We start from the raw sequence: 24820 nt of genomic DNA on the forward strand, positions 1-24820 counted from the left end.
CCCATGCAGCTTCTGCCGCCCTTCATTGCCCCTTCCGAGCACCACGATGCCGACAGCGCCTTGGCGCAAATTCAGCACATCTACCAGCACAGCGTGAACCACCTGCGCCAGGCCATGCGCGAGTTTGTGGCGGGCGCGGACATGACCGACACCCGGGTGCGGGCGTTTTACCCCTTTGTGCGGGTGCAGGTCAGCAGCGCCAGCCGCAAAAGCGCGGGGCTGGACAGTCGCCTGAGCTACGGCTTTGTGGCCGAGCCGGGCCGCTTTGAAACCACCCTCACCCGGCCAGACCTGTTTGCTTTCTACATCCGCCAGCAACTGGCGCTGCTGCTGCAAAACCACGGCGTGAGCCTGCAGGTGGGCACCAGCAACCAACCGATTCCGATTCACTTTTCCTGGGCCGACGACGAGCACATGGAAGGCAGCCTGAGCCCCGAGCGCCAGGCCCTGATGCGCGAGGTCTTTGACCTGCCGGACCTGGCCGCCATGGACGACGGCATTGCCAACGGCACACACGAGCCTGCAGCCAGCGAGGCGCGGCCGCTGTCGCTGTTCACCGCGCCACGCATCGACTATTCGTTGCAACGCCTGCGCCACTACACCGGCACCTCACCCCGCTGGTTTCAGAACTACGTGCTGTTCACCAATTACCAGTTCTACATCGACGAGTTCATCGCGCTGGGCCGTGCCGAGATGCACAACCCGGACAGTGAATACGTCGCCTTTGTCGAGCCCGGCAACATGGTCACGCGCCGTGTGGGCCTGACACCCGAGGACGTGGACGCGCAGGGTCAGACCCCACCGCGCCTGCCGCAAATGCCCGGCTACCACCTGGTGCGCAAGGGCCACAGCGGCATCACCATGGTCAACATCGGTGTGGGTCCGGCCAACGCCAAAACCATCACCGACCACATTGCCGTGCTGCGCCCGCACGCCTGGCTGATGCTGGGCCACTGCGCGGGCCTGCGCACCACGCAGCAGCTGGGCGACTACGTGCTGGCCCACGCCTATGTGCGCGAAGACCATGTGCTGGACGAAGAGCTGCCGCTGTGGGTGCCCATCCCGGCGCTGGCCGAGGTGCAGGTGGCGTTGGAGCAGGCCGTGTCCGAGGTCACGGGCTGTCATGGTGCAGACCTCAAACGCCTGATGCGCACCGGCACCGTGGCCAGCACCGACAACCGGAACTGGGAACTGCTGCCGGACAACAAACCGCAAAGGCGTTTTAGCCAAAGCCGCGCCGTGGCCCTCGACATGGAAAGCGCCACCATTGCCGCCAACGGTTTTCGCTTTCGGGTGCCCTACGGCACCTTGCTGTGCGTGAGCGACAAGCCGCTGCACGGCGAGATCAAGCTGCCCGGCATGGCCAACCACTTTTACCGCGAACGCGTCAACCAGCACCTGCAAATCGGCATCCGCGCCGTGACGCTGCTGCGCGACGCAGGCCCCGAACAACTGCACAGCCGCAAGCTGCGCAGCTTTGCCGAAGTGGCGTTTCAGTAAGCCATGACGCTGGTCCTGCTCAACCCCCACGCGCAAGGCGGCCGTGCGGCACGACGCGTTCCAGCCCTTCGGGCATGGCTGGCAGCACATGCCCCGGGCGTGCACTTGGCAGCCCCCACCAACTTGAACGACAGCCTGACCCTGCTGCAATCACTGCCCGAAGGCAGCCGCGTGGTGGTGGTGGGTGGCGACGGCACGCTCAACCGCTGGCTGCCCAGCTTGCTGGCGCGGCGTCTGACGGTGGGTCTGGTGCCCATGGGCAGCGGCAACGACAGTGCGCGAGCCTGGGGCCTATTAGGTCTGCCCTGGGCGCAAGCCCTGAGCCTGGCACTGAATGCTCCCGCGCAAAGCATCGACACAGGATGGGCCTGCTGGCGCGACTTGCAGGGCCGGACCCATGAAACGCCATTTTTGTCCAGCCTGACGGCGGGCTTTGACTCCGCCGTCGGATGGCGCGCCCTGAATGGGCCAACGTGGCTGCGCGGCTTGCCCCGCTACCTGTGGGCCACATTGGGCGAGCTGATGCACCTGCGCACCTGGCACCTGACCGTGCACAGCGATGGGCAACTCCAACACCAAGGCCCCTGCCTCTTTGCCTCCAGCCTGAACACACCCACCTTCGGCTCGGGCATGCCGGCCGTTCCCCACGCGCAGTTGAACGACGGCCAGCTTGACGCCCTGCTGGCGGGCACGTTTGACCGTCTGGGCGTCTTGCTCATGCTGCCCAGACTGTTGGTCGGCCAGCACCTGAGCCACCCACGCGTGAACAGTTGGCCTTATGGGCACTTGGCGATTGATTGCCCGCAGGGCGTGCCCCTGGCCGCTGATGGAGAATACTTGGGTCAAGCACAGCACGCGTCCGTGCGCTGCCAGGCCGCCAGCCTGCAAGTGGTGTGCCATTGATGTCTGCTGGATGCCACCCTTTTGGGTCGTTCTGTGTCACAGTGCGCCCATTGAATCTGAACACTGCCCTCTTATGAACATCCTCTTCATTGCCGACCCCCTCGAGTCCTTCAAGATTTACAAGGACACCACGTTTTCGATGATGCGCGAAGCGCAAAAGCGCGGCCACCAAGTCACGGCCTGTCAGATGACCGATGTGCGCTGGCAGCAGGGCGAAGCCGTGTCGGCCCAGGTGCGCGACATCACGCTCACGGGCCAGCCCGACACCTGGTTCACCCAGACCGCCACGCGCCGCGCCAATCTCAAGGACTTTGGCGCGGTCATCATGCGTACCGACCCGCCCTTTGACAGCGAATACTTTTACGCCACGCACCTGCTGAGCCAAGCCGAGCGCGAAGGTGCCAAGGTCTTCAACAGCCCAGCTGCCTTGCGCAACCACCCCGAGAAGCTGGCCATTCTGGAGTTTCCCCAGTTCATCGCGCCCACGCTGGTCACGCGCAACGAAGCGGACATCCGCGAGTTCCACGCCACGCACGGCACCATCATCTTGAAACCGCTGGACGGCATGGGCGGCACAGGCATCTTCAAGGTGGGGGCCGACGGCCTGAATTTGGGCGTGATCATCGAGACACTGAACCGGGGCGGTGCACAAACCGTGATGGTGCAAAAGTTTTTGCCCGGCATCGCACAAGGCGACAAGCGTGTGCTTTTGATCGGCGGCAAGCCCGTGCCCTTTTGCTTGGCCCGCATTCCCCAAGGTGGTGAAGTGCGCGGCAACCTGGCCGCAGGGGGCAAGGGCGTGGCGCAACCGATTTCGGCGCGTGACCGCGAAATCGCCGAAGCGCTGGGTCCGATTTTGTTTGCACGCGGCTTGATGCTGGTGGGCCTGGACATCATTGGCGACAACCTGACCGAGATCAACGTGACCAGCCCCACCTGCTTTCAAGAAATCACCGACCAGATGGGCTGTGACGTGGCCGCGCTGTTCATGGACGCGGTGGAAGCGGCGCTTTAAGAACGCTCTGTCAATCAGCGGCTTCAGCCTGCAAACGTCGGACCTGAATGTGCCAAACTGTTGATCCGGCCCGATGAAGTTGGCTTCCAGCTTTTTTGTGGGAGCGACGCCCCCGTCGCAATCAGCCTCGCAGACCACCACTCATCGCCCCGAGGGCGGGGCTCCCACAAAATGCAGGCATTCCCCCTGTAGGAGCGACGCCCTCGTCGCGAAAAGCCTCGCAGACCACCACCCATCGCCCCGAGGGCGGGGCTCCTACAAAATGCAGGCATTCCCCCTGTAGGAGCGACGCCCCCGTCGCGATCAAGCTTCGCAGACCACGACCCATCGCCCCGAGGGCGGGGCTCCTACAAAATGCAGGCATTCCCCCTGTAGGAGCGACGCCCCCGTCGCGATCAGCCTCGCAGACCACCAATCATCGCCCCGAGGGCGGGGCTCCCACAAAATGCAGGCATCCCCCCCTGTAGGAGCGACGCCCTCGTCGCGAAAAGCTTCGCAGACCACGCCCCATCGCCCCGAGGGCGGGGCTCCTACAAAATGCAGGCATTCCCCCTGTAGGAGCGACGCCCCCGTCGCGAAAAGCCTCGCAGACCACGACCCATCGCCCCAAGGGCGGGGCTCCTACAAAATGCAGGCATTCCCCCTGCAGGAGCGACGCCCTCGTCGCGATCAGCCTCGCAGACCACCACTCATCGCCCCGAGGGCGGGGCTCCCAGATTGATCGCAGCGCAGCGCAGCATCAACGGCTCACGGTCAAATCTCCGCCCTCAAAGGTGTACAAGCGCCCCGGCTCGAACGCCACCCAGACCTCGTCGGTGGTCAAGGGCGCGGTCACCACCACCGCCACCCGGTCGGTCTCTCGGGTGTGCTCGGCAAAGTTCACACTCAAGTCCTCATCGCTCAAGGTCGCTCGGTTGAAGGGGTGCTTGCGCAGCACATAGTGCAGGTTTGTGCTGGCGTGCGCCCACAAGGCCTGGCCGTTGGACAGCAAGAAATTGAAGGTGCCAAAGCGGGCGATCTGCGGCACCAGCTCGCGCAGCGTCAATGACAGCTCTTGCACACTGGGCACGCTGGCGTGTGACTTGGCCAGCTCCTGCATGAGCCAGCAAAACGCCCGCTCGCTGTCGGTCTGCCCCACGGGCTTGAAGCTGCCGTGCAGGCGCGGCGCGTAGTCCACCAAATTGCCGTTGTGCGCAAACACCCAGTAGCGGCCCCACAGCTCACGCACAAAGGGGTGACAGTTTTCCAGGGTCACCTCGCCCTGCGTGGCTTTGCGGATGTGGGCGATGACGTTCTGGCTTTGGATCGGGTAGCGCCGAATCAGGTCGGCAATGGGTGAGGTGCTGGCGCTTTGGTGGTCCACAAAGTGGCGCACGCCCTGCCCTTCAAAAAAGGCAATGCCCCAACCGTCACTGTGGTGGTCAGTGATGCCACCACGCTGCGCAAAGCCGCTGAAGCTGAAGGTCACATCGGTGGGGGTGTTGCAGTTCATGCCGAGCAGTTGGCACATGGTTCAGTCTTTCTTGGGGGGCTCTTCGGCCCCACCCATTTTCCAGGCGGCCAACAAGGCCAAGGCGGTCATGGTGGCCAGAAACACAAAGGTCTCATTGAAGGCCCGCAAATCGGCGCTGCCCGGGCTGCTTGAAGCCAAGGCGTACACTGCCAAACGCCACTCCAGCACGATGGCGCAAATGCTCACGCCTGCCGCACCGCCCAGCATGCGCACAAAACCAATCACGCTCGACGCCTGCGGGATCAAGTCTTTGGGCAAGCCCCGCATGGCGCCCAGGTTGAGCGAAGGCAAGATGAAGCCCAGGCCAATGCGCCCGAGGATCACCAAAATCCACAGCAGCGCCAAGCCCGCCGCCGGGTGAACCAAGGGCATGAGCGCAAACGACAGCGCCAGCAAAGCCAGGCCACAGCTCACCCAACGGGCGGGTGGCATGTGGTGCGACAAACGCCCCACGGCCGCGATGGTCACGGCCAGCAAAATGCCCGCCGGCAACAAGGCTGCGCCGATGTAGGACGGCGACAGGCCCAGGCCCATCTGCATGTAAACCGGCAGCAAATAGGTGGAGCCAAACAGCGCAATGCCGTAAGTGAAAGACACCAGAGCCCCCATGGCGAAATGGCGGTGACCAAACACCTGCAGGTTCATGAGCGGACCACGCCGGGCTTGGTGGGCTTGGTGGGCTTGGCGAACTTGGCCTTTTCGGCCCGAAGAGGCGCGGCGCGAGCGCCGCCCCGGCTGCAACAAATGCCGCTGCCAAGCCACAAACACCGCCATGCCCAAGCCTGCCAGCACCAGCAGGGCTACAGCCACCGTGCTGTCATCGCCACGCAGCTGCACCAGGCCGTTGAGCAGCATCAGCGTAGAAGCGCTGGCCAGCGCCAGCCCGATCCAGTCCAGGCCCGGGCTGTCGGCATCGGCCTGCACACCGCCCGGGGCCGAAGTGGGCACATAGCGGCGCGACAGCCACAGCGCCACCATGGCCAGCGGCACCACCATGAAAAAGATGGAACGCCAGCCGAACACATCGACAAGCACCCCGCCAATGCTGGGGCCAATGGCCGGGGCCAGCACCACACCCATGCCAAACAGCCCACTGGCGCGGCCCTGCTCTTCTGAAGCAAAAGCCCGCAAGATGATGATCGCCGGGATGGGCTGCACCACACCTGCGGCCAAGCCCTCGGCCACGCGTGCGGCCATGACCAGCGGAAAGTCATTGGCCAAACCGCCCACCACCCCACCGCCCAGCAGCAGCCACATGCACACCTCGTACACCCGGCGGTAGCCGTAACGCGAGAGCAGCCAAGGCGTGGTGAGCATGGACACGGTCATGGCGACCATGAAGCCCGAGGTGACCCACTGCACCCGGCTTTGCCCCAAAGTGAAGTGTTGGCTCATGTCCGGGATGGCCACGTTCATGATGGTGGACGACATGACCGCCGCCATGGAGCCCAGCATCACCGACAACAGCAACAACCAACGGTGCCGCTCGCCATAACGCGCTTGCAGCGCCTGCAGGCTGTGGGGGCCTTGGGCCAGGCTCATGCGTGTTCGCCTTCGTTTTGGCCTTCGTTTTGGCCTTGGCTTGTGCCTTGGGATGGCTGCTCGGACGCCGCCACACAGGCTGCGCAAATGCAAGCTTTGTTGCGTGCCGCTTCGGGCACTTGCTTCAGCAAATCGGCGCTGAACTGAACCAGCGTGCACCAGCACGGCCCGGGCGCTGCGGCCCCGGTGTTGGGCGTGGCCATGGCGCAGGCATTGGGCTGCCCACACAAGGGACAACGGCAGGGGTCAAGCACAAGCTGCGTCATGAAGGTGAAACCTCAGTTTTTGCCTTGGCGACGCCGCTGCGCGTCACGCCACAGGCGAATGGCCAGCACCACCATGGGCACGGTGTGCAAGAAGAAATCAAAGATGTCGATGGGTTTGCTCAAGGCGCCGTCCAACAGCATGCGCCATTTTTCGGTCAAGTGCGGCTCGGGCACAAACGGGGCTCCAGCCAGGTAAAGGGCAATGCCCACCAGCCACAACATCGGAATCCGGTCAATCCAGCGCATTTCACACCTCCTGAAAACCTCTATTTTCGGGCATGCCAGCCTGGGCAGCTTGAAAGCCACACCAGCACAGCAAACATCTTCTCTTTTGTGGGAGCCACGCCTTGGAGGCAAGGTCGGTGGTCTGCAAGGCGCTATCGCTACGAGGGCGTCGCTCCCACAAAAAAACGTTCACGCAAAACCCATCGGGTCGGATCACGGGCAAAGCACATTGCCCAGCAAAAACGGCTCCCGAAGGAGCCGTCTTTTCAAGTGCCAGAACTGCCCAAAATCAGGCCGCCTTGACCTTCAAACGCCAAGCGTGCAGCAGCGGCTCGGTGTAACCGGAAGGTTGCGCCTTGCCCTTGAAGACCAGGTCGCAAGCCGCTTGGTACGCTGCCGACTTGGCGAAGTTGCCAGCCATGGGCTGGTAAGCCGCGTCGCCCGCGTTTTGCGCGTCCACCACAGCGGCCATGCGCTCCATGGTGGCTTGCACTTGCGCTTCGGTCACCACGCCGTGCTGCATCCAGTTGGCCATGTGCTGGCTGCTGATGCGCAAGGTGGCGCGGTCTTCCATCAGGCCCACGCCGTTGATGTCGGGCACTTTGGAGCAGCCCACGCCTTGGTCAACCCAGCGCACCACATAACCCAAGATGCCTTGGGCGTTGTTGTCGAGTTCTTTTTGCTTGTCTTCTTCAGACCAATTGGCCGCGTCGGGGGCCACCACAGGGAACTGCAGCAAAGCGTTAAGGGTGGTTTCGCGCAGTTCTTTGGGGTCCTGCTTGGCCACAGCCTTTTCCATCTGCTTTTGCAAGGCAGGCACGTCCACCTGGTGGTAGTGCATGGCGTGCAGCGTGGCGGCGGTGGGGCTGGGCACCCAAGCGGTGTTGGCACCGGCCAGGGGGTGGCCGATTTTGGCCTTGAGCATGTCGGCCATCAGGTCGGGCATGGCCCACATGCCTTTGCCAATCTGGGCGCGACCGCGCAAGCCGCAGGCCAGGCCCACGTTGACGTTGTTCTTTTCGTAAGCGGCCAGCCAAGTGCTGTTCTTGATGTCGCCCTTGCGCATGACGGGGCCGGCAAGCATGCAGGTGTGCATTTCGTCGCCTGTGCGGTCCAGGAAACCGGTGTTGATGAAGGCCACGCGGCTCTTGGCGGCAGCGATACAGGCTTTCAAGTTGGCGCTGGTGCGGCGTTCTTCGTCCATGATTCCCAGCTTGACGGTGGAAGGCTTCATGCCGATGACTTTTTCGACACGGCCAAACAGCTCGTCGGCAAAGGCGACTTCTTTGGGACCGTGCATCTTGGGCTTGACGATGTAGACGCTGCCGGTGCGGCTATTGCGCAGGGGGTGCGAAGACTTTTTCTGCAAGTCGACCAGGGCGCAGGTCACGGTGACCATGGCGTCCAGGATGCCTTCTGGGATCTCTTGGGTGCTGCCGTCGGCGGCTTTGTAGAGGATGGCGGGGTTGGTCATCAGGTGACCGACGTTGCGCACAAACATGAGTGAGCGGCCGTGCAGCTTGACGGTGCCTTTGCCAGTGGGCTTGGTGTATTCGCGGTCACCGTTCATGGTGCGGGTGAACGTTTTGCCGCCCTTTTGCACTTCTTCGCTCAGGGTGCCTTGCAAAATGCCCAACCAGTTGGCATAGGCCAGCACTTTGTCGTCGGCGTCCACCGCGGCCACCGAGTCTTCCAAATCAAGGATGGTGGACAGCGCGCTTTCAGCGATCAGGTCGGACACACCAGCGGGGTCGGTCTTGCCGATGGGGGTGGTCTTGTTGATTTGCAGGTCGAGGTGGATGCCGTTGTGCACGAACAGCACCGAGGCTGGGGCCTTGGCATCGCCGGTGTAGCCCACGAACTGCTTGGCATCGGCCAAGGTGGAGTTTTTGCCGTTGGCCAGGGTCACGACCAGCTTGCCCGCTTTGACGATGTAGCCCTTGCTGCCGACGTGTGAGCCGGTTTTCAGAGGGGCCGTGCGGTCGAGCACATGGCGGCAGTAGTCGATGACTTTGGCGCCGCGCTTGGGGTTGTAGCCCGAGCCTTTTTCGCAGCCGTCGGCCTCGCTGATCGCGTCGGTTCCGTACAACGCGTCATACAAGCTGCCCCAACGGGCGTTGGCCGCATTCAGGGCGTAGCGGGCGTTCAAGATCGGCACGACCAACTGAGGGCCCGCCAGCTTGGCCAGTTCGGCGTCCACGTTGGCGGTGGTGGCTTGCGCGTTGCGGGGCTCGGGCACCAGGTAGCCAATTTGGCTCAGGTATTTGCGGTAGGCCTTCATGGCCTTGCCCTCAGCCACAGGGCCAGGGTTGGCGGTGTGCCACTCGTCCATGGCGGTCTGGATGCGGTCACGCTCGGCCAGCAGGGCGATGTTTTTCGGGGCCAAGTCGGCCACGATGTCGTTGAAGCCTTTCCAGAACTTGTCCTGGTCCACGCCGGTGGCGGGCAGCATCTGGTCGTTGATGAAACTCAGCAGTGGGTTGGCCACTTGCAGGTTGTGGATCGCGGTGCGTTCAGTCATAAAAACCTCTGGGGTCAAGTCAAAAAATGGGGGAAGGCCGCCATGCGCATCCACAGCGACAACGGTCGGCCAACATCGTCAAGCACTCTATTCTAAATTTAGACGCAGATAAACCTGCCCAAACTGCATAGACCCATGACTTTTAAACACAAATACAAGTCGGGATTGAGCGCATCAGCCGCTCTGAGCACTGCGGTTTAATTCAGCCATGACACCTGCCCTTACTCCATCCGTTTTGATCAGCGAAGTCGGCCCGCGCGATGGCCTGCAATCGGTCAAAGCCACCATGCCCACGGCGAACAAACTGCGCTGGATCGACGCGCTGGCCGTGGCCGGTCTGCGCGAAATCGAAGTGGCCTCGTTTGTGCCAGCCCAACTGTTGCCGCAAATGGCCGACGCCGCGCAGGTGGTGCAGCACGCGCTGCGCCACAGCGGTGTGCGGGTGATGGCGCTGGTGCCCAACTTGCGCGGTGCCCAAGCCGCGCTGGCTGCAGGCGCTCAAAAGCTCACCCTGCCCGTCTCGGCCAGCCCTGCCCATTCGCTGGCCAATGTGCGCAAAACACCCCAAGCCATGGTGGATGAGGTGCATGCCGTTTTGCGCCTGCGGGACGACATCGCGCCCCATGTGCCGGTCGAGGTGGGCATGTCCACCGCCTTTGGCTGCACTTTGCAGGGCTTGGTGCCCGAGGACGATGTGCTGCGTCTGGCGGCGCAACTGGCACAAGCGGGGGTAGACGAAATCGGCCTGTCGGACACGACCGGCATGGGCAACCCGGCACAGGTTAGCCGCTTGTTCAAGGCGCTGTTCAGCGAAATTGGCACCTTGACGGGCGCAGCCCACATGCACAACACCCGAGGCCTGGGCTTGGCCAATTGCCTGGCCGCTTACGAGGTGGGGGTGCGCACCTTCGACAGCTCGCTGGGTGGCCTGGGCGGCTGCCCTTATGCGCCGGGTGCATCGGGCAATGTGGTCACCGAAGATCTGGTGTTCATGTTCGAGGCCATGGGCGTGTCCACCGGGGTCGATCTGAACCGCCTCATGGCCGCCCGCGAGCCGCTCAAAGCCGGGCTGCCCGGCGAGCCGCTGTATGGCATGACCCCTGAGGCGGGACTGCCCAAGGGCTGGCCCTCGGTTTTGTAGGCACCCACAAAAACAACATCAATTCAGCAAAATCTGCAAAAATTCCAACCTTGAACCCGCATAATCGGGCCGCATGGACAAGCTCAAAGCCTTTGAAACCTTTGTCGCGGTTGCCACCAAAGGCAGCCTGACCGCCGCAGCCCGGGCCGAGGGCGTGGCCCCGGCCATCATCGGCCGCAGGCTGGATGCACTGGAGGAAAGCTTGGGGGTAAAACTGCTGGTGCGCACCACACGGCGCATCACCCTCACGCATGAGGGCAGCGCATTTCTGGAAGATTGCCAACGCTTGCTGTCCGATGTGGCCAACGCCGAGGCCAGCGTCTCGGCGGGCGGCGTCAAGGCCAGCGGCCATTTGCGCATCACCGCCCCAGCCGGTTTTGGCCGCCGCCATGTGGCCCCTTTGGTGCCGCGCTTTCGCGAACTGCACCCCGATGTGACCATTTCCCTGAACCTGAGCGACCGGGTCGTCGATCTGGCGGCCGAAGGCTTTGACTGCGCCGTGCGCGTGGGCGACCTGCCTGACTCTTCTTTGGTGAGTGTGCGCATGGCCGACAACCGGCGTTTGTGCGTGGCCACACCCGGCTATTTGGCGCGGCGGGGCACCCCCAAACAGCCGTCAGACTTGCTTCAACACGATTGCCTGACCTTGTCGAGCGACGCCTCACAAACAAGAGGCTGGGCCTTTCGCACCCCCACGGACATCGGCCACGAGGTGACGCACCTTCGGCCAGGCGGCCCCCTCGACTGCTCGGATGGACAGGTGCTGCACGACTGGTGCTTGGCCGGTTACGGCATTGCCTGGCGCAGCACTTGGGAGGTGGAAAGCGAAATTCATTCCGGCCAATTGGTGGCGGTACTGGAAGACTTTGCCGCACCACCCAACGGGATTTTTGTGGTGTTTCCGCAGCGCAAACACTTGCCCTTGCGCGTGCGCTTGTGGATTGACCACCTCAAACACCACTACGCACAACCGGGTTACTGGCAAGCGGCCAAGGTTTAGCGCTCGGTCAAGGCTTTGGGGGCGTGGGCGTGGGCCACGCCCAATCGCCCACGGGGTGAGCTCCCACAGGAGCTCGCTTTCAGATCACTTCTTGAGGCATTCCGACATGAAGGCCTTGCGCTCATCGCCTTTTTTGCCAGCAGCGTCTGCGTTGCAGGTCTTCATTTTGTTTTGCTGCTTTTCTTGCTTGCTGGCGCTCAGGCAGTCTTTCATGAAAGCTTTGCGCTCATCGCCTTTTTTGCCTTCGGCTTCTTTGTTGCAAGTGGCCATTTTGCTTTGTTGAGCTGTTTTTTCAGCCGCAGGCGCAGAAGCTGCGGGGGCAGGGGCGGCCGCGGCAGGGGCTGCAGCAGCGGGTTTGACGGGGTCGGCAGCGAAAGCCGAGCCGCAAACCAAGGCAAAACCCAAAGCAGCGATAGAAATGGTGTGGCGCATGTGTGAACTCCCAATAAATGATGCATGGACAAAAAACACCACACAGAACTGTGCAGTTCTCAGATTAACGCGCCATGGTGACCACCCGGCGACAGCAGTTGTGACCAACTGTAATTGCGGCCCCTCAAAACACGCACAGGGCCTGTTCAAAGCCAGGCCTGCCCCATCCCCGTAAAATCGCGCCCTATGCTTTCTGCCAAACAACATTTGCTCGCGGCCTTGGCCACTGAGCTCGACAAACTCCAACCCGGCGCAGGCGCACGGGCGGCCTTTGAATCCCCCAAGGTCGCCGCCCACGGCGACCTGGCCTGCACCGCTGCCATGCAGCTGGCCAAGGCCCTCAAACAAAACCCCCGGCAACTGGGTGAAACGCTGCGAGCCGCCTTGCTGACCACCCCCGCCTTTGAGCGCTGGGTGGACGCCATCGAGCTGGCAGGGCCGGGCTTCATCAACATCCGCCTCAAAGACACCGCCAAACAAGCCGTGGTGCACGAGGTCTTGCAAGCAGCCGACTGCTTTGGTCAGCAGCCCGCACAAGCGGGCAAGGTGTTGGTCGAATTCGTCTCAGCCAACCCCACAGGCCCGCTGCATGTGGGCCACGGCCGCCAGGCGGCACTGGGCGACGCCATCTGCAACTTGTTGGCCACACAAGGCCAGCAGGTCTACCGCGAGTTCTATTACAACGATGCGGGCGTGCAAATCGGCACGCTGGCCAAGAGCACGCACATGCGGGCGCAGGGCGTCAAACCCGGTGATGCCACTTGGCCCACCGACCCCGACAACCCCGAAAGCAAGGCTTTCTACAACGGCGACTACATCCAGGACATTGCCAACGACTTTCTGGCGGGCAAAACCGTGCAGTCCGACGACCGCAGCTGCACGGCCAGCGGCGATGTGAACGACCTGGACGGCATGCGCGAGTTCGCCGTGGCCTATTTGCGCCGCGAACAAGACCTGGACTTGAAGGCCTTTGACGTCAAATTCGACAACTACTACCTCGAGTCGAGCCTGTACACCAGCGGCAAGGTCGACGCCGCCGTGCAAAAACTCAAGGACGCAGGCAAAACCTACGAACAAGACGGTGCCCTGTGGCTCAAATCGACCGATTACGGCGACGACAAAGACCGCGTCATGCGCAAGGGCGACGGCACCTACACCTACTTTGTGCCCGATGTGGCTTACCACATTGCCAAATGGGAGCGCGGCTTTTCGCGCGTGGTGAACATCCAGGGCACCGACCACCACGGCACCATTGCCCGCGTGCGTGCGGGCTTGCAAGCGGCCAACGTGGGCATTCCCGAGGGCTATCCCGACTACGTGCTGCACACCATGGTGCGCGTGATGCGCGGCGGTGAAGAGGTCAAGATCTCCAAGCGTGCGGGCAGCTACGTCACCCTGCGCGACCTGATCGAGTGGACCAGCAAAGACGCGGTGCGGTTCTTTTTGCTCTCGCGCAAGCCCGACACCGAATACATCTTCGACATCGACCTGGCGCTGGCGCAAAACAACGACAACCCGGTGTACTACGTGCAATACGCCCACGCCCGCATCTGCTCGGTGCTGGCGGCCTGGAAAGAAAAAGACGGTGGTGACATCGCCAGCCTGACGCACGCCGACCTTTCGGCCCTGCAAAGCCCGCAAGCCCACGCGCTGATGCTGGCCCTGGCCAAGTACCCCGAGATGTTGACCTCGGCCGCCAACGACTTCGCGCCGCACGACGTGACCTTCTATTTGCGCGACCTGGCCTCGCAGTACCACAGCTACTACGACGCCGAGCGCATTTTGGTCGACGACGAAGCGGTTAAAAAAGCACGTCTGGCACTGGTGGCGGCCACCGCACAGGTGCTGCGCAATGGTTTGAAGGTTTTGGGCGTGTCTGCCCCCCAAAAAATGTGAATGGATTTGCCATGATTGCTCAATCTCAACGCGGCGGTACTTTTCTGGGTTTCATCATCGGATTGGTCCTGGGCTTGTCCGTGGCCATGGCTGTGGCCATTTACGTGACCAAGGTGCCCACACCGTTTTCCAACAAAAACCAACCACGCACCAGCGACCAGGACGTGCAGGAAACGCGCAAAAACAAGGACTGGAACCCCAACAGCGTCTTGCAGCCCAAAGCCGCCGAAGAGATTGCGCCCCTGCCTGAAACCAAAGCACCTGTGGTGGACGACCAGCCCAAAGACAAGCTGGCCGAAAAACCTGCCGACAAAGCTCCCGCAGACACGCCCAAAGCCGAGCCCCGCCCTGCCGCCGTGACTGCCGACCCCCTGGGTGATCTGGCCAAAGCCAAAACCACCTTGAGCACCCCCGTCACCAAAGCCAGTGCCAATGAACCTTTTGACTACTTGGTCCAGGCCGGGGCCTACCGTACCAGTGCCGACGCCGATGCGCAAAAAGCCAAACTCGCCATGTTGGGCATGGATGCCAAAGTGTCTGAGCGCGATCAAGGCGGACGCATCGTTTACCGCGTCCGGATGGGGCCTTTTGAAGACAAAAATGCTGCAGAACGCGCACGGGCCAAAATGGATGCCAACGGCATCGACAACACGCTTGTGCGATTGCAGCGTTGACATGACATGAACACCAGCGCCCAAAGGGTCGCTGAAACCCAAGGAGCCTTGATGAAACGTCGCTTTTTTTCCACCGCCTTGCTGTCCACAGCCGCGTTCTTGGGCAGCTTGCCTGCCTGGGCGCAGCAAGCTTTCAAATCGGGCAAGGACTACATCACGCTCGACAAGCCATTGGCCACCGATGCGGGTGCCGGCAAAATTGAAGTGCTTGAATTCTTCTGGTACAGCTGCCCTCACTGCAACGCTTTTGAGCCCCAATTTGCGCAATGGGCAAAAAATGCCCCCAAAGACGTGGCCGTGCGTCGCATTCCCGTGGCCTTTCGCGAAGACTTCGCCCCGCAACAACGCCTCTACTTCACGCTCGAGGCCATGGATTTGGTTGAAAAAATGCATGTGCGCGTGTTCACAGCCATCCACGGCGAAAAACTCATGCTGAACACCGACGCGGCGGTGCTGTCCTGGATTGAAAAGCAAGGCATCGACAAAGCCAAGTTCAATGAAATTTACAAATCATTTGGCGTGGCGACCAAATGCAAACGGGCGGTGCAACTGCAAAACGACTTCAAAATCGAAGGCGTGCCCTCTTTGGGCGTAGCGGGTCGCTATTACGTTGATGGCACCTTGGCTGGCAGCATGGACCGCGCCCTGAAGGTGGCCGAATCCCTCATCGCCCAAACCCGCACGGCACGCTGAGGCCGCCCCCAGCCTGAGGATGGGTGCTCGCACAGCATCCATCCCGGGTTTTTCTTGGGTCACGGGCGTGCTGGCAGCCGATCGTCAAGGCTTGGGCCTACAATCGAACGATTGTCCAGCAAGATTCATGCCCTCCACATTCCACACCCCTTTTTTGACCGTCGTCTTGAGCGCCATGCTCATGGGCCTGGGCGGGTTGAGCCTGCCTGCATGGGCTGAGAAAGCTGACCGCGACAAGCCCATGCACATTGAAGCCGACAGCATGCGGCACGACGACAACAAACAACTGACGCAATTCAACGGCCAAGTGGTCGCCACCAAAGGCACCCTGGTGTTGCGGGCCGACCGCATGGAAGTTCAGCAAGACAGCCAAGGCAAACAAGTGGCCCGCTTGTGGGCGGCCCCCAATGAACGGGTGTTCTTTCGTCAAAAACGCGAAGGTCTGGAGGAATTCACCGAAGGCGAGGCCGAAACCCTCACCTATGACAACCAAGCCGATGTGGTCACCCTGGTCAAACGCGCCGAAGTGCGCATGCTTCGTGGCACCGTGGTGGCAGACCAAATTCAGGGGCAAACCATTGTGTTCAACAACACCACCGAAGTGATTCAGGTGGATGGCCGGACACAAGACAGCCCGAACGCCCGGGACCAGCGTGTGCGGGCCACCTTGACGCCTCGTCAAAACCCATCGGCCCCTGCGGCCGCTCCAGCCCAGACCGCACCGCGTCCCGTTTTGCGCAACAGCCCTGGCCTTGCCACGCCATCCAAACCATGAGCCAGGCCCCGTTCACCAGCCGCCTGGAAGCCCGGCACCTCAAAAAAGCTTACGGCAGTCGCAAAGTGGTGCACGACGTGTCGGTGCAAGTCGACAAAGGTGAAGTGGTCGGTTTGCTGGGCCCCAATGGCGCAGGCAAAACCACTTCGTTTTACATGATCGTGGGCTTGGTCAGCGCCGACGGGGGGCAAATTCTGATCGATGGGCAAGACGTCACGCGCATGCCGATTCACAAGCGCTCACGCATGGGCTTGTCTTATTTGCCACAAGAAGCCTCGATTTTTAGAAAACTGTCCGTGGCCGACAACGTGCGGGCCATTCTTGAGCTGCAAACCGATGGCCAAGGCCGCCCTTTGGCCCATGCCGAAATCGAAAAACGCCTGAGCGAACTGCTGGCCGATTTGCGGGTGGACCACCTGCGCGACTCCCCCTCGGTGGCGCTGTCGGGCGGCGAGCGCCGCCGCGTCGAAATTGCCCGCGCCTTGGCCACCGACCCGCGCTTTATTTTGCTGGATGAGCCTTTTGCCGGCATCGACCCGATCGCCGTGATCGAGATCCAGCGCATCATCGCCTTCCTCAAGCAACGCGGCATTGGCGTGCTCATCACCGACCACAATGTGCGCGAGACCCTGGGCATTTGCGATCACGCGTTCATCATCAGTGAAGGCCGCGTGCTGGCCGAAGGCACACCCGAGGAAATCGTGGCCAATGCCGATGTGCGCCGGGTGTACCTGGGCGAACACTTCCGCATGTGATGCACCCATCCCAACGCCTTGACACGAAAGCACAGCCATGAAGCCCGGCCTGTCGCTGCGCATGTCCCAGCACTTGGCGCTCACGCCCCAGCTGCAACAATCGATCCGCCTGCTGCAACTGTCCACGCTGGAGCTGTCGCAAGAGGTGGACCAGATGCTGGACGAGAACCCGTTTCTTGAACGCACCGAGGAAGAAGCGCCTGCCGAAGCCTTTGGTCTGGACCAGGCCGACACCCACGTCAGTTTGGGCGACCGCGTGAGCGAAAGCGCCAGCAGCGCCAGCAGCAGCGAGGACAACGCCAACGAAGCCCGTGACGAAGCCGTGACCGATGTGGCCGAAAGCTGGGACGGCGACGGCAGCGTGGACATGCGCCCCGACGACAGCGAATGGGGCGGCGACGCCACCCCACGCCAAAACAACGGCGAAGAAACCGCCGACGCCATCGACCTGGCCGGCAGCAGCGGCTCTCTGACCGACTTTTTGCACCGCCAGGCCTTGTCGTTGCGCTTGTCCGAGATTGACCGCGCTGCGCTGCGCTTTTTGATCGAGTCGCTCAACGACGATGGCTACCTGACCGACACCCTGCCCGAACTGGCCGCCAGCCTGGCCGGCACTGACGACCTTGAACAAATCGACGAGCTGGTGCACCGATTCACGGTGGCGCTGGGCTTGCTGCAATCGCTCGAACCCGTGGGCGTGGGTGCACGCGACTTGGCCGAATGCCTGCGCATCCAGGTCAAAGCCTGTCTGCAGGACTCCCCCGACGACGAAGTGGCCCAAGCGGCACTGGCCATCTGCGCCCAGCCGCTGGACATGCTGGCCAAGCGCGACTACAAGCGTTTGGCGCTGGCCTGTGGCTTGAGCGAAGCCGTGGTCAAAGCCGCCATTCCCTTCATTGCCCGGCTTGAACCCAAACCGGGCCGGCCCTTTGTGCAGGCCGAGCGCAACATCATCATTCCCGATGTGCTGGTGGTCAACACCAGCAAAACCGGCACACCCAAATTTCGAATCCAGCTCAACCCCGACGTGATGCCCAAGCTGCGTGTACACGACATCTATGCCAACGCCCTGCGCGGCGGCAAGGGCGACAGCCACGCGGGCTTGCAGCAACGTCTGCAAGAAGCCCGCTGGTTCATCAAGAACATCCAGCAGCGCTTTGACACCATCTTGCGCGTGTCCACCGCCATCGTCGAGCGACAAAAGAACTTTTTGACGCACGGCGCTCTGGCCATGCGCCCACTGGTGCTGCGCGAAATTGCCGACGAGCTGGGCATGCACGAGTCCACCATCAGCCGTGTGACCACGGCCAAATACATGTCCACGCCGCAAGGCACGTTTGAGTTGAAGTATTTCTTTGGCTCGGGCCTGGGCACCGACAGCGGCAGCGCCGCGTCGAGCACCGCCGTGCGGGCGCTCATCAAGCAGTTTGTTGCGGCTGAAAAACCCGCCAAACCCCTGTCGGACAACCAAATTTCCGAGATGCTGAAAGAGCAAGGCATCGACTGCGCACGTCGCACGGTGGCCAAGTACCGCGAAGCCCTGAAGATCGCGCCCGCCAACCTGCGCAAAACCCTTTGAGAAGACTTTCCCCGTGAATTCATTGAACCTGTTCATGCCCTGCGCCGCTGGCGTTGAGGGCTTTTTGGCCGACGAGGTCCACGCCATCACCGGCCTCACGGGCCACGACCTGATGACCGGGCGCGGCGGCGTGATGGCCCGCGCCTCGTGGCGCGACGCCCTGCGCATCAACCTGCACAGCCGCCTGACCCAGCGCGTGCTGGTGCAGCTGTCGGTCACCGATTACCGCAACGAAAACGACCTGTACCGCGCAGCCAGCGAAGTGGCTTGGGAAATCTGGTTCACGCCCAAGCAAACCTTCAAGATCGACATCACGGCGCAGCACAGCCCACTGACCAGCCTGAACTTTGCGGCGCTCAAAATCAAAGACGCGGTAGCCGACCGCTTTCGCGCCAAGCGCGGCGAGCGTCCCAGCGTCGACACCAGCTGGCCCGACGTGCGCATCTACGCGCACCTGACCCCCGAAACGGCCACGCTCTACATCGACACCTCGGGCGAGCCGCTGTTCAAGCGCGGCTGGCGCACCGACAAGGGCGATGCGCCTTTGAAAGAAACCCTGGCCGCCGCCATGATCGCGGCCAGCGGCTGGGACGCCACCGTGCCCCTGTACGACCCCTGCTGCGGCAGCGGCACCATCCCGATCGAAGCGGCGCAAATCGCCTGCGGCATCGCCCCAGGTTTGCAACGCCGCTTTGGCTTCGAGAAATTGCTGCCCTTCCAGAACCACGTCTGGCAAGGCCTGATCGAAGAAGCCCGTGACCTGGAACACGAACCCACCGCGCCCGTCTTTGGAAGCGATGTGGCCTTCCGCATGGTCGACTTTTCGGAGCGCAATGCCGAGCGTGCTGGCGTGTCCGGCGTGATCGAGTTCCGAGGTGGTGATGCGCTGCAACGCATGCCCCCCAGCGAGACGCCCGGCGTCATGCTGCTCAACCCGCCCTATGGCGAACGCATTGCCGCAGCGGGTGTGGCCGGGCGCGGGCGCGAGAACTTCCAGCCTGGTGCGCTGGCAAGCTCCAGAGCAGCCGCCCCAAGCCACCACCGCGAGACTGCTCAGACCGACGACGGAGGCGACTTCTTTGCCCAACTGGCCAGCCACTGGAAGAAAAACTACAGCGGTTGGAGCGCCTGGATGCTCACGCCCGACCTGAAGCTGCCCAGCAAAATGCGCTTGAAAGAATCGCGCCGCGTGCCCATGTGGAACGGCCCCATCGAATGCCGTCTGTTTCGCTTTGACATGATCAAAGGCAGCTTGAAGCGCGTGCCTGGCGACGGCACCCAGAGCCCAGCGGGCACGCCCGGCCCCGACGTCTCGGGCACAGCTGCCCCATGAGTCTGGAGGTGGGCATGGGCTCGGAAGTGGGTGTTCAGATGGGCATTCAGGTGGCTGCACAGGTGGCGGCTCAAGTCAGCGCCCAGCTTGGCCTTGAGGGTGGCTGTGAAGATGTCTCGGCCCAGCGGCAGTCTGCGGGCGCAGACGGGATTCAAGCACCGACCCGCCGCGTGCTGGACACCAACATCGTGCTCGACCTGTGGGTGTTTGACGAACCCCGAGCCGAAGCCCTGCGCACCAGCGTCGAGTCCGGCAGCACGCAGTGGCTGGCCACCGCCACCATGCGCGAAGAGCTGGCCCGCGTGCTGGCATACCCGCAAATTGTCAAACGCCTGGCGCACCGCCAACTGCCCGCCAGCGCCGTATTGGCGCACTTTGACCGCTGGGCGCAACTGCAGCCCGACGCACCCAAAGCCCCCTATGTCTGCAAAGACGCCGACGACCAAATGTTCATCGACCTGGCCGTACAGCACACCGCCACCCTGCACAGCAAAGACGCGCAAGTGCTGTGCATGAAAAAACGCCTGGAACGCTGCGGCGTGGCCCTCAACCCGGCCATGCCCAGCACAAAATCACCCAATACCGAGCCCGCACCGCTGTAAGGTCCACCACCCTTTTTGGGATCTGCACCGCCCCTTCTGAGACTGCACCGCCCCTTGTAGCAGCGGCGCCCTCGCCGCGATAGAGCCTCGCAGACCACCTCCATCGCCCCGAGGGCCGGGCTCCCACAAAATGCACAACCGGTCGGTGCCCGCTGGCATCAAACCCGACACCAGCTGTCGCGCTGCCGCGCATACTGGCCGATCCATTGCATTCAGGAGCTCACCGCATGACCACCGCCCCCAACGCCGCCATGGCCCCACCCGAAAAACTGATCGAAACCCTGCTGCAAGCGCGACGCATCGTGGTGTTCACGGGCGCGGGCATGTCGGCCGAAAGCGGCATCGCCACTTTTCGCAACACATCCGGCAACCAGCCCGACAGCTTGTGGGGACAATTCAACCCCCAAGAACTGGCCTCGCCCGACGGCTGGCGCAACAACAAGCAACGCGTCTGGGCTTGGTACGAAGGCCGCCGGGGTGAGGTGATCAAAACCCAGCCCCACGCAGGCCACCTGGCCATTGCCCAGCTGGCTGACACGCTGCAAAGCGTGCATGGCCAAGCGGTGCACGTCGATGTGGTCACACAAAACGTGGACAACCTGCACGAACGCGCAGGCAGCGCCCACGTCACGCACTTGCACGGCAGCCTGTTTGCGCCGCGCTGCGCGGCCTGCGCACGCCCCGGCGCTTTTGCCTCCGGCGAGCCCGACCTCAAGCTGATGCACCTAGAGCCGCCACGCTGCCTGCACTGCGGCGGCCACATCCGCCCCGGCGTGGTCTGGTTTGGCGAAGCCATGCCGCAAGAACCCTGGCGGCACGCCGAAGACGCGGTCGACGCCTGCCACGCCATGCTGGTCATCGGCACTTCGGGTGTGGTGTGGCCTGCTGCCGAGCTGCCCATCAACGCCCACCGCCTGGGCAAATTTGTGGCCGAAATCAACCCCACCCCCTCGGGCCTGGCCCAATACCTGAGCCTGCAATGGCCCAGTACGGCTGCAGCTGGCTTGCCTGCCTTGTTGGAGGCGCTGAAGGCGCGTGCTGCATGACAGCGCCATCCCTCAAGGTCTTTTTGGACGACGAACGCGAGACCCCCGCCGGGTGGACGCGTGTCTATTGGCCGGACGAAGCGATAGCTTTGCTGAAATCAGGACAGGTCAGCGACATCAGCCTGGACCACGATTTAGGCGATGACAAACGCGGCACTGGCTACGACGTGGTGCTGTGGATCGAGGAAGCCGTCTTCACCCAAGGCTTTGCACCGCCCAGAATGCAAGTCCACTCGGCCAACGCATCGGCCAAACAGAAAATGCTGGCGGGCATCGCCGCCATTGAACAGCGGCAGGCCGCCCCTCAATCCCCCACCCACACCACAAACCGCTTGTGACCCACCGCCAAATGCGGGTCCCACACGTCCCAATAGCTCACGCGGCAATGGGGCTGCAGGCCCTCGCGCCAGGCCGTCCACAGCGCTGACTTGGGGTTGAAGTCGCCCGGCGCATGCACCCTCAGCAGCAGCGCCCGACGGGTGTCGGGCTTCACCACTTGCGACCAGGCACCCTGCAAAGCGCGAGGCTGATCGGCGGGGCTGCACGCAACGCCAAAGCCTGCACGCAGGCCCCAGACCACGCCACCTGCTGGTGCACCATCATCGCCAGCTCTGACGCCTTCGCAAGGGTCAGATCGCAAAGCCAACAAGTCTTCGATGTCGGCGTTCACCCGCAAAGACCGTTCGCCATCCACGGCCAACGCCATACGCGTGTCACGCACAGCTGCCAAAGTCTGGCGGCTGCTGTGCCACAAGGCCCATTGGCCCCACCAGCCCGCATCCACCGCTCAGACTCGCTGGGCCAAGCTCAAAGCTTCTTGCTTGAGCTTATGGCCGTGCCCCATCCAGGCGCTGAAATAGCGGTCAGCCGGATTTTGCTTGCGCCCTTTTTCGTGGTGGTCCACATACTCGGTCACCGCGTTGAGCAAACCCCAGACCGTGCCCCGGCTGCCCTTTTGGTCGGAGCCCATGCCCTCGCCGTCGAACAAACGCATCATCGTTTTGTAGGCATGGGCCTCCTCGATCTTTTGGCGATCGAGGTTCGTCGGCAACTCCTGCAGCGACTGTCCCGCCTCCAAGCCTGCGCCCATAAAACCATGGCGCATGCGTTGCACCACCGCCACCAAATAATCTGACGCCTTGCGAGCATTGACCTGACGTGTGGCCAAGTCCTTGGCTGTTTCGACAAACGCCTCAAAGGGCAAACGGATATCGCCCATGTGCCGCATGTTGAACTCGCGCCTGACCGACTCCTGGTCGTACATGGCCGAATGCCGGATCTTGACCGAGGCCCTTTCTTCTTTGGCCTCGGACAAGGTGTTGGCACACACCACCCGCACATGGGTCAGGCGAACCTCGGTGCTGCTGCTCGCGTCGCAGCTGGTGGACATCAACACATATTGAGCCAGCTCATCCCCATCGGGCAAGGCCGCGCTGTTGCCCGTCTTGGCGGTGGCCCACAAAATGGCCCCGCCTCGCATGGTGCCTGCGGCCGACATGGTGAAAGCGTTTTCCCGCACGTACCACTCAAAAAAATTCATCACCTGCTGCGGCTGCACCACCTTGTAACGGTCAGACACCACCGCCAAGCCCTGATGCGTATCGCTGCGGTACAGCACCTGCCGATTGGGCAAACTGTTGCTGAATTTGCGCCGCTCATAAACGCTGTTGTCCACAAACTCGCCCGGCAACCCGTCTACCTGAAACTCGACATTGGCACTGCGAATCGACCAACCCAGACCCGCCTGCTGGCACCACACATCCATCGGCGCACCCGCTGGCAGCTGCTGCCCCAAACGATGCCAAGGCGTCTGCCCCGTCCAAGCCATTTCCACAAAGCCGTCCGGCCGCATCGTCAAATCGTGACTCATCATGAACCCCCAGAAAAAGCTGGCCACCCCCAATGGATGGCCTGAGTGCATTGTCTGAACGGCTGCGACAAAAGGTGTCGTACCCGGCTGCAAAAACCGATTCGCCTGCAAAGACACCACCAGCGAGGCCACCACATCAGCGGCTTGCAAGGCCAACCGCAGCGCATTGCGCAGCGCGTGAACCGGGCCCTTCATCAAACTCATGCACCATGCGGGTATCGGCTGGCAAACCCAGCCAAGCCAGGATCACGCTGCGCGTCTTCGCGACTTGCGACGCATCTGGTCCGGTGGTTGGCTTCACTTGGTCTCAGGCGATATGAACGCACCCGCCCGCAAATCAAACACATACGAACGCACGGTATGCACTTCCACCCACACGGTGTTTGTCTGCAACAAAGCCGCCACGCCAAAGCGTGGATGGTGGCCATGGTTGTGCGCCAGCAGATCGTGTGTCAGCCAGCCTTGCCGATCCATCCAGGGGTTCTTTTCATCCAGCCAGTTGTGCACTGCCGGGTCATCGTCCATCACTTGCATGTTCAGACCCTCGGGCCCCACGCGCCCGCCCATCGCCTCTTGGCTGGCCAACAGCTTGTTGCTCATCTCGTCATACAAAGCGTTGGACTCGTCCAGCTTGTATTCCAGCCGGACCTCCACCTCGGCATCACTCAAAGGCGGCAGGCCCTGCCCGGCGGGGTGAATATGTTGGGGATGGATGGAGTGTCGAGAGGGATGCGACAGGATGTGTCGGCGTCGGACTCCGGTGCGCAGGGCTTGCCCCCCCCCGCCACGCCCACCCCAATGCTTGCGCTTCTGCGATCAACGGCCAGGCTGATCAAGCAAGGTCGCCTCACAAAGCCCTGATCGCCTCAACGATCGCCCAGTCATGGTGGTTGTTCAGGTGGTTCATGAGTTGGTTGACGGGCACCAACATGACGGCCTGCGTTTCCCAGCACATATCCCCCGGGTAGCCGCCCAACCGCTCGGCCAGGTAATAGCGCGTGTAGCTGACAGAACGGGGCACGTCCACCAAATGGCGTTTGAGCCGGATTTGCAAACCCGTTTCCTCAAACACCTCGACCAATGCCGTGGCTTGCATGGACTTGCCATCCAGCGTCCCCTTGGGAAAGGTGGCTTGGTAGCCCGCAAACTGGTTGGTGGGTGCCACCAGCCAGATGCGCCCATCGGGCTCCCGCACCACGGCACCGGCCGCAGTTCTGTCCAACCCGGCGGGCAAAACAAAGGCCGGCTCATCAATCCAGTGCCGTTTGGCCAGCTCTTCCCATTCTTGCGTTGTGGCAGATGCCGCATGCCAACGCTCGACAGGCACACCATGGAGCTCGTCGGGCATGGGGCCATCGGGCACCACGCAGGCCATGGCGTCGGGGTCCTGCCAGGTTGGCAATGGTGTGGCTTGGCTGGGTGAGTGGATGGCGACGGGCTGCCCATGATTGTTCGGGCGCGGGTGGTGGGTCATGTGGGGCATTGGGTTGTGTGATGTTGGCGTTGGCATCAGATGCAGGCTTGGCAGGGTGATGAGCA

The 24820-nt window shown here is 62.4% G+C and carries 25 protein-coding genes; 15 read left to right on the forward strand and 10 right to left on the reverse strand.

Annotation, left to right across the window (positions count from 1 at the left end; translation table 11 throughout):
* Positions 1-3 precede the first annotated feature (3 nt).
* The 3 genes from B9Z48_RS19225 to gshB all read left to right on the forward strand — a co-directional run bounded on the left by B9Z48_RS19225 (position 4) and on the right by gshB (position 3418).
* Complete coding sequence (locus B9Z48_RS19225; RefSeq protein WP_089956095.1) at positions 4-1500, forward strand: AMP nucleosidase; 1497 nt, start codon at positions 4-6, stop codon at positions 1498-1500.
* Between the two features lie 3 nt (positions 1501-1503).
* Positions 1504-2403 carry a diacylglycerol kinase family protein gene (locus B9Z48_RS19230; protein WP_089956099.1) on the forward strand — a complete coding sequence of 300 codons (900 nt, stop codon included), beginning with the start codon at positions 1504-1506 and terminating at the stop codon, positions 2401-2403.
* Positions 2404-2476: 73 nt separating this feature from the next.
* Positions 2477-3418, forward strand: coding sequence for a glutathione synthase (gene gshB / locus B9Z48_RS19235; RefSeq protein ID WP_089956103.1), 942 nt, complete (start codon positions 2477-2479; stop codon positions 3416-3418).
* Between the two features lie 739 nt (positions 3419-4157).
* Here gshB and B9Z48_RS19240 read toward each other — a convergent pair.
* The 5 genes from B9Z48_RS19240 to B9Z48_RS19260 all read right to left on the reverse strand — a co-directional run bounded on the left by B9Z48_RS19240 (position 4158) and on the right by B9Z48_RS19260 (position 9485).
* Positions 4158-4928, reverse strand: coding sequence for a class II glutamine amidotransferase (locus B9Z48_RS19240; RefSeq protein ID WP_089956106.1), 771 nt, complete (start codon positions 4926-4928; stop codon positions 4158-4160).
* A 3-nt stretch (positions 4929-4931) separates the two neighbouring features.
* Entirely contained in the window at positions 4932-6473 is a 1542-nt protein-coding gene (locus B9Z48_RS19245; RefSeq protein WP_089956109.1) for an MFS transporter, read from the reverse strand.
* Positions 6470-6739, reverse strand: a complete 270-nt coding sequence (locus B9Z48_RS19250; protein ID WP_089956113.1) for a cysteine-rich CWC family protein — start codon at positions 6737-6739, stop codon at positions 6470-6472. The genes B9Z48_RS19245 and B9Z48_RS19250 overlap by 4 nt, the downstream gene beginning before the upstream one ends.
* Positions 6740-6751: 12 nt before the next feature.
* Positions 6752-6985, reverse strand: a complete 234-nt coding sequence (locus B9Z48_RS19255) for a hypothetical protein (RefSeq protein WP_089956116.1) — start codon at positions 6983-6985, stop codon at positions 6752-6754.
* A gap of 268 nt (positions 6986-7253) precedes the next feature.
* Positions 7254-9485: a malate synthase G gene (locus B9Z48_RS19260; protein ID WP_089956120.1), complete on the reverse strand. Its 2232-nt coding sequence runs from the start codon at positions 9483-9485 to the stop codon at positions 7254-7256.
* A gap of 208 nt (positions 9486-9693) precedes the next feature.
* Here B9Z48_RS19260 and B9Z48_RS19265 point away from each other — a divergent pair, with 208 nt between their 5' ends.
* A complete protein-coding gene (locus B9Z48_RS19265) occupies positions 9694-10626 on the forward strand; it encodes a hydroxymethylglutaryl-CoA lyase (protein ID WP_089956124.1) in 933 nt (310 codons plus the stop codon).
* A 73-nt stretch (positions 10627-10699) separates the two neighbouring features.
* Positions 10700-11626 carry a LysR family transcriptional regulator gene (locus tag B9Z48_RS19270; protein WP_108380322.1) on the forward strand — a complete coding sequence of 309 codons (927 nt, stop codon included), beginning with the start codon at positions 10700-10702 and terminating at the stop codon, positions 11624-11626.
* 84 nt (positions 11627-11710) lie between these two features.
* Here B9Z48_RS19270 and B9Z48_RS19275 read toward each other — a convergent pair whose 3' ends face one another.
* Positions 11711-12058 (reverse strand): PsiF family protein, encoded by a 348-nt coding sequence (locus tag B9Z48_RS19275; protein ID WP_108380323.1) that lies wholly within the window; start codon positions 12056-12058, stop codon positions 11711-11713.
* A 186-nt stretch (positions 12059-12244) separates the two neighbouring features.
* Between B9Z48_RS19275 and argS the strand changes: the two genes are divergently transcribed.
* The 10 genes from argS (at position 12245) to B9Z48_RS19325 (ending at position 21749) form a co-directional block, all read left to right on the forward strand.
* The gene (argS, locus tag B9Z48_RS19280) at positions 12245-13954 is read left to right on the forward strand and encodes an arginine--tRNA ligase (RefSeq protein WP_108380324.1); all 1710 of its coding nucleotides are present in this window, start codon (positions 12245-12247) and stop codon (positions 13952-13954) included.
* An 11-nt stretch (positions 13955-13965) separates the two neighbouring features.
* A complete protein-coding gene (locus B9Z48_RS19285; RefSeq protein WP_089956369.1) occupies positions 13966-14628 on the forward strand; it encodes an SPOR domain-containing protein in 663 nt (220 codons plus the stop codon).
* Positions 14629-14679: 51 nt separating this feature from the next.
* A complete protein-coding gene (locus B9Z48_RS19290) occupies positions 14680-15321 on the forward strand; it encodes a thiol:disulfide interchange protein DsbA/DsbL (RefSeq protein ID WP_089956372.1) in 642 nt (213 codons plus the stop codon).
* A 127-nt stretch (positions 15322-15448) separates the two neighbouring features.
* Positions 15449-16096, forward strand: coding sequence for a lipopolysaccharide transport periplasmic protein LptA (gene lptA, locus B9Z48_RS19295; RefSeq protein WP_194944668.1), 648 nt, complete (start codon positions 15449-15451; stop codon positions 16094-16096).
* Complete coding sequence (gene lptB / locus B9Z48_RS19300) at positions 16093-16851, forward strand: LPS export ABC transporter ATP-binding protein (protein WP_089956139.1); 759 nt, start codon at positions 16093-16095, stop codon at positions 16849-16851. The genes lptA and lptB overlap by 4 nt, the downstream gene beginning before the upstream one ends.
* A gap of 37 nt (positions 16852-16888) precedes the next feature.
* On the forward strand, positions 16889-18430 hold the full coding sequence (locus B9Z48_RS19305) for an RNA polymerase factor sigma-54 (protein ID WP_089956143.1): 1542 nt from the start codon (positions 16889-16891) through the stop codon (positions 18428-18430).
* A gap of 13 nt (positions 18431-18443) precedes the next feature.
* On the forward strand, positions 18444-19763 hold the full coding sequence (locus B9Z48_RS19310) for a class I SAM-dependent RNA methyltransferase (RefSeq protein WP_228769165.1): 1320 nt from the start codon (positions 18444-18446) through the stop codon (positions 19761-19763).
* Positions 19760-20365 carry a putative toxin-antitoxin system toxin component, PIN family gene (locus B9Z48_RS19315; protein ID WP_368664966.1) on the forward strand — a complete coding sequence of 202 codons (606 nt, stop codon included), beginning with the start codon at positions 19760-19762 and terminating at the stop codon, positions 20363-20365. Before B9Z48_RS19310 ends, B9Z48_RS19315 begins: the two co-directional genes overlap by 4 nt.
* A gap of 227 nt (positions 20366-20592) precedes the next feature.
* Positions 20593-21411 carry an NAD-dependent deacylase gene (locus B9Z48_RS19320; protein WP_228769166.1) on the forward strand — a complete coding sequence of 273 codons (819 nt, stop codon included), beginning with the start codon at positions 20593-20595 and terminating at the stop codon, positions 21409-21411.
* Entirely contained in the window at positions 21408-21749 is a 342-nt protein-coding gene (locus tag B9Z48_RS19325) for a cyclic-phosphate processing receiver domain-containing protein (RefSeq protein WP_108380326.1), read from the forward strand. Before B9Z48_RS19320 ends, B9Z48_RS19325 begins: the two co-directional genes overlap by 4 nt.
* Here B9Z48_RS19325 and B9Z48_RS19330 read toward each other — a convergent pair.
* The 4 genes from B9Z48_RS19330 to B9Z48_RS19345 form a co-directional block, all read right to left on the reverse strand.
* The gene (locus B9Z48_RS19330; protein WP_108380327.1) at positions 21716-22195 is read right to left on the reverse strand and encodes a hypothetical protein; all 480 of its coding nucleotides are present in this window, start codon (positions 22193-22195) and stop codon (positions 21716-21718) included. The genes B9Z48_RS19325 and B9Z48_RS19330 overlap by 34 nt on opposite strands.
* Positions 22196-22198: 3 nt before the next feature.
* A complete protein-coding gene (locus tag B9Z48_RS19335) occupies positions 22199-23485 on the reverse strand; it encodes a DUF932 domain-containing protein (protein ID WP_108380328.1) in 1287 nt (428 codons plus the stop codon).
* A 93-nt stretch (positions 23486-23578) separates the two neighbouring features.
* A complete protein-coding gene (locus tag B9Z48_RS19340) occupies positions 23579-23950 on the reverse strand; it encodes a hypothetical protein (protein ID WP_108380329.1) in 372 nt (123 codons plus the stop codon).
* A gap of 178 nt (positions 23951-24128) precedes the next feature.
* Positions 24129-24755 carry an NUDIX hydrolase gene (locus tag B9Z48_RS19345; protein ID WP_158273324.1) on the reverse strand — a complete coding sequence of 209 codons (627 nt, stop codon included), beginning with the start codon at positions 24753-24755 and terminating at the stop codon, positions 24129-24131.
* Positions 24756-24820 lie beyond the last annotated feature (65 nt).

Source organism: Limnohabitans sp. WS1, from assembly GCF_003063265.1.
Taxonomy (GTDB): Bacteria; Pseudomonadota; Gammaproteobacteria; order Burkholderiales; family Burkholderiaceae_C; genus Limnohabitans_A.

Excerpts from the sequence above, each read along its gene's own strand:
- B9Z48_RS19225 (WP_089956095.1), top strand. The coding sequence starts at position 4 with ATGCAGCTTCTGCCGCCCTTCATTGCCCCTTCCGAGCACCACGATGCC.
- B9Z48_RS19230 (WP_089956099.1), top strand. The coding sequence starts at position 1,504 with ATGACGCTGGTCCTGCTCAACCCCCACGCGCAAGGCGGCCGTGCGGCA.
- gshB (WP_089956103.1), top strand. The coding sequence starts at position 2,477 with ATGAACATCCTCTTCATTGCCGACCCCCTCGAGTCCTTCAAGATTTAC.
- B9Z48_RS19240 (WP_089956106.1), bottom strand. The coding sequence starts at position 4,928 with ATGTGCCAACTGCTCGGCATGAACTGCAACACCCCCACCGATGTGACC.
- B9Z48_RS19245 (WP_089956109.1), bottom strand. The coding sequence starts at position 6,473 with ATGAGCCTGGCCCAAGGCCCCCACAGCCTGCAGGCGCTGCAAGCGCGT.
- B9Z48_RS19250 (WP_089956113.1), bottom strand. The coding sequence starts at position 6,739 with ATGACGCAGCTTGTGCTTGACCCCTGCCGTTGTCCCTTGTGTGGGCAG.
- B9Z48_RS19255 (WP_089956116.1), bottom strand. The coding sequence starts at position 6,985 with ATGCGCTGGATTGACCGGATTCCGATGTTGTGGCTGGTGGGCATTGCC.
- B9Z48_RS19260 (WP_089956120.1), bottom strand. The coding sequence starts at position 9,485 with ATGACTGAACGCACCGCGATCCACAACCTGCAAGTGGCCAACCCACTG.
- B9Z48_RS19265 (WP_089956124.1), top strand. The coding sequence starts at position 9,694 with ATGACACCTGCCCTTACTCCATCCGTTTTGATCAGCGAAGTCGGCCCG.
- B9Z48_RS19270 (WP_108380322.1), top strand. The coding sequence starts at position 10,700 with ATGGACAAGCTCAAAGCCTTTGAAACCTTTGTCGCGGTTGCCACCAAA.
- B9Z48_RS19275 (WP_108380323.1), bottom strand. The coding sequence starts at position 12,058 with ATGCGCCACACCATTTCTATCGCTGCTTTGGGTTTTGCCTTGGTTTGC.
- argS (WP_108380324.1), top strand. The coding sequence starts at position 12,245 with ATGCTTTCTGCCAAACAACATTTGCTCGCGGCCTTGGCCACTGAGCTC.
- B9Z48_RS19285 (WP_089956369.1), top strand. The coding sequence starts at position 13,966 with ATGATTGCTCAATCTCAACGCGGCGGTACTTTTCTGGGTTTCATCATC.
- B9Z48_RS19290 (WP_089956372.1), top strand. The coding sequence starts at position 14,680 with ATGAAACGTCGCTTTTTTTCCACCGCCTTGCTGTCCACAGCCGCGTTC.
- lptA (WP_194944668.1), top strand. The coding sequence starts at position 15,449 with ATGCCCTCCACATTCCACACCCCTTTTTTGACCGTCGTCTTGAGCGCC.
- lptB (WP_089956139.1), top strand. The coding sequence starts at position 16,093 with ATGAGCCAGGCCCCGTTCACCAGCCGCCTGGAAGCCCGGCACCTCAAA.
- B9Z48_RS19305 (WP_089956143.1), top strand. The coding sequence starts at position 16,889 with ATGAAGCCCGGCCTGTCGCTGCGCATGTCCCAGCACTTGGCGCTCACG.
- B9Z48_RS19315 (WP_368664966.1), top strand. The coding sequence starts at position 19,760 with ATGAGTCTGGAGGTGGGCATGGGCTCGGAAGTGGGTGTTCAGATGGGC.
- B9Z48_RS19320 (WP_228769166.1), top strand. The coding sequence starts at position 20,593 with ATGACCACCGCCCCCAACGCCGCCATGGCCCCACCCGAAAAACTGATC.
- B9Z48_RS19325 (WP_108380326.1), top strand. The coding sequence starts at position 21,408 with ATGACAGCGCCATCCCTCAAGGTCTTTTTGGACGACGAACGCGAGACC.
- B9Z48_RS19335 (WP_108380328.1), bottom strand. The coding sequence starts at position 23,485 with ATGAGTTTGATGAAGGGCCCGGTTCACGCGCTGCGCAATGCGCTGCGG.
- B9Z48_RS19345 (WP_158273324.1), bottom strand. The coding sequence starts at position 24,755 with ATGACCCACCACCCGCGCCCGAACAATCATGGGCAGCCCGTCGCCATC.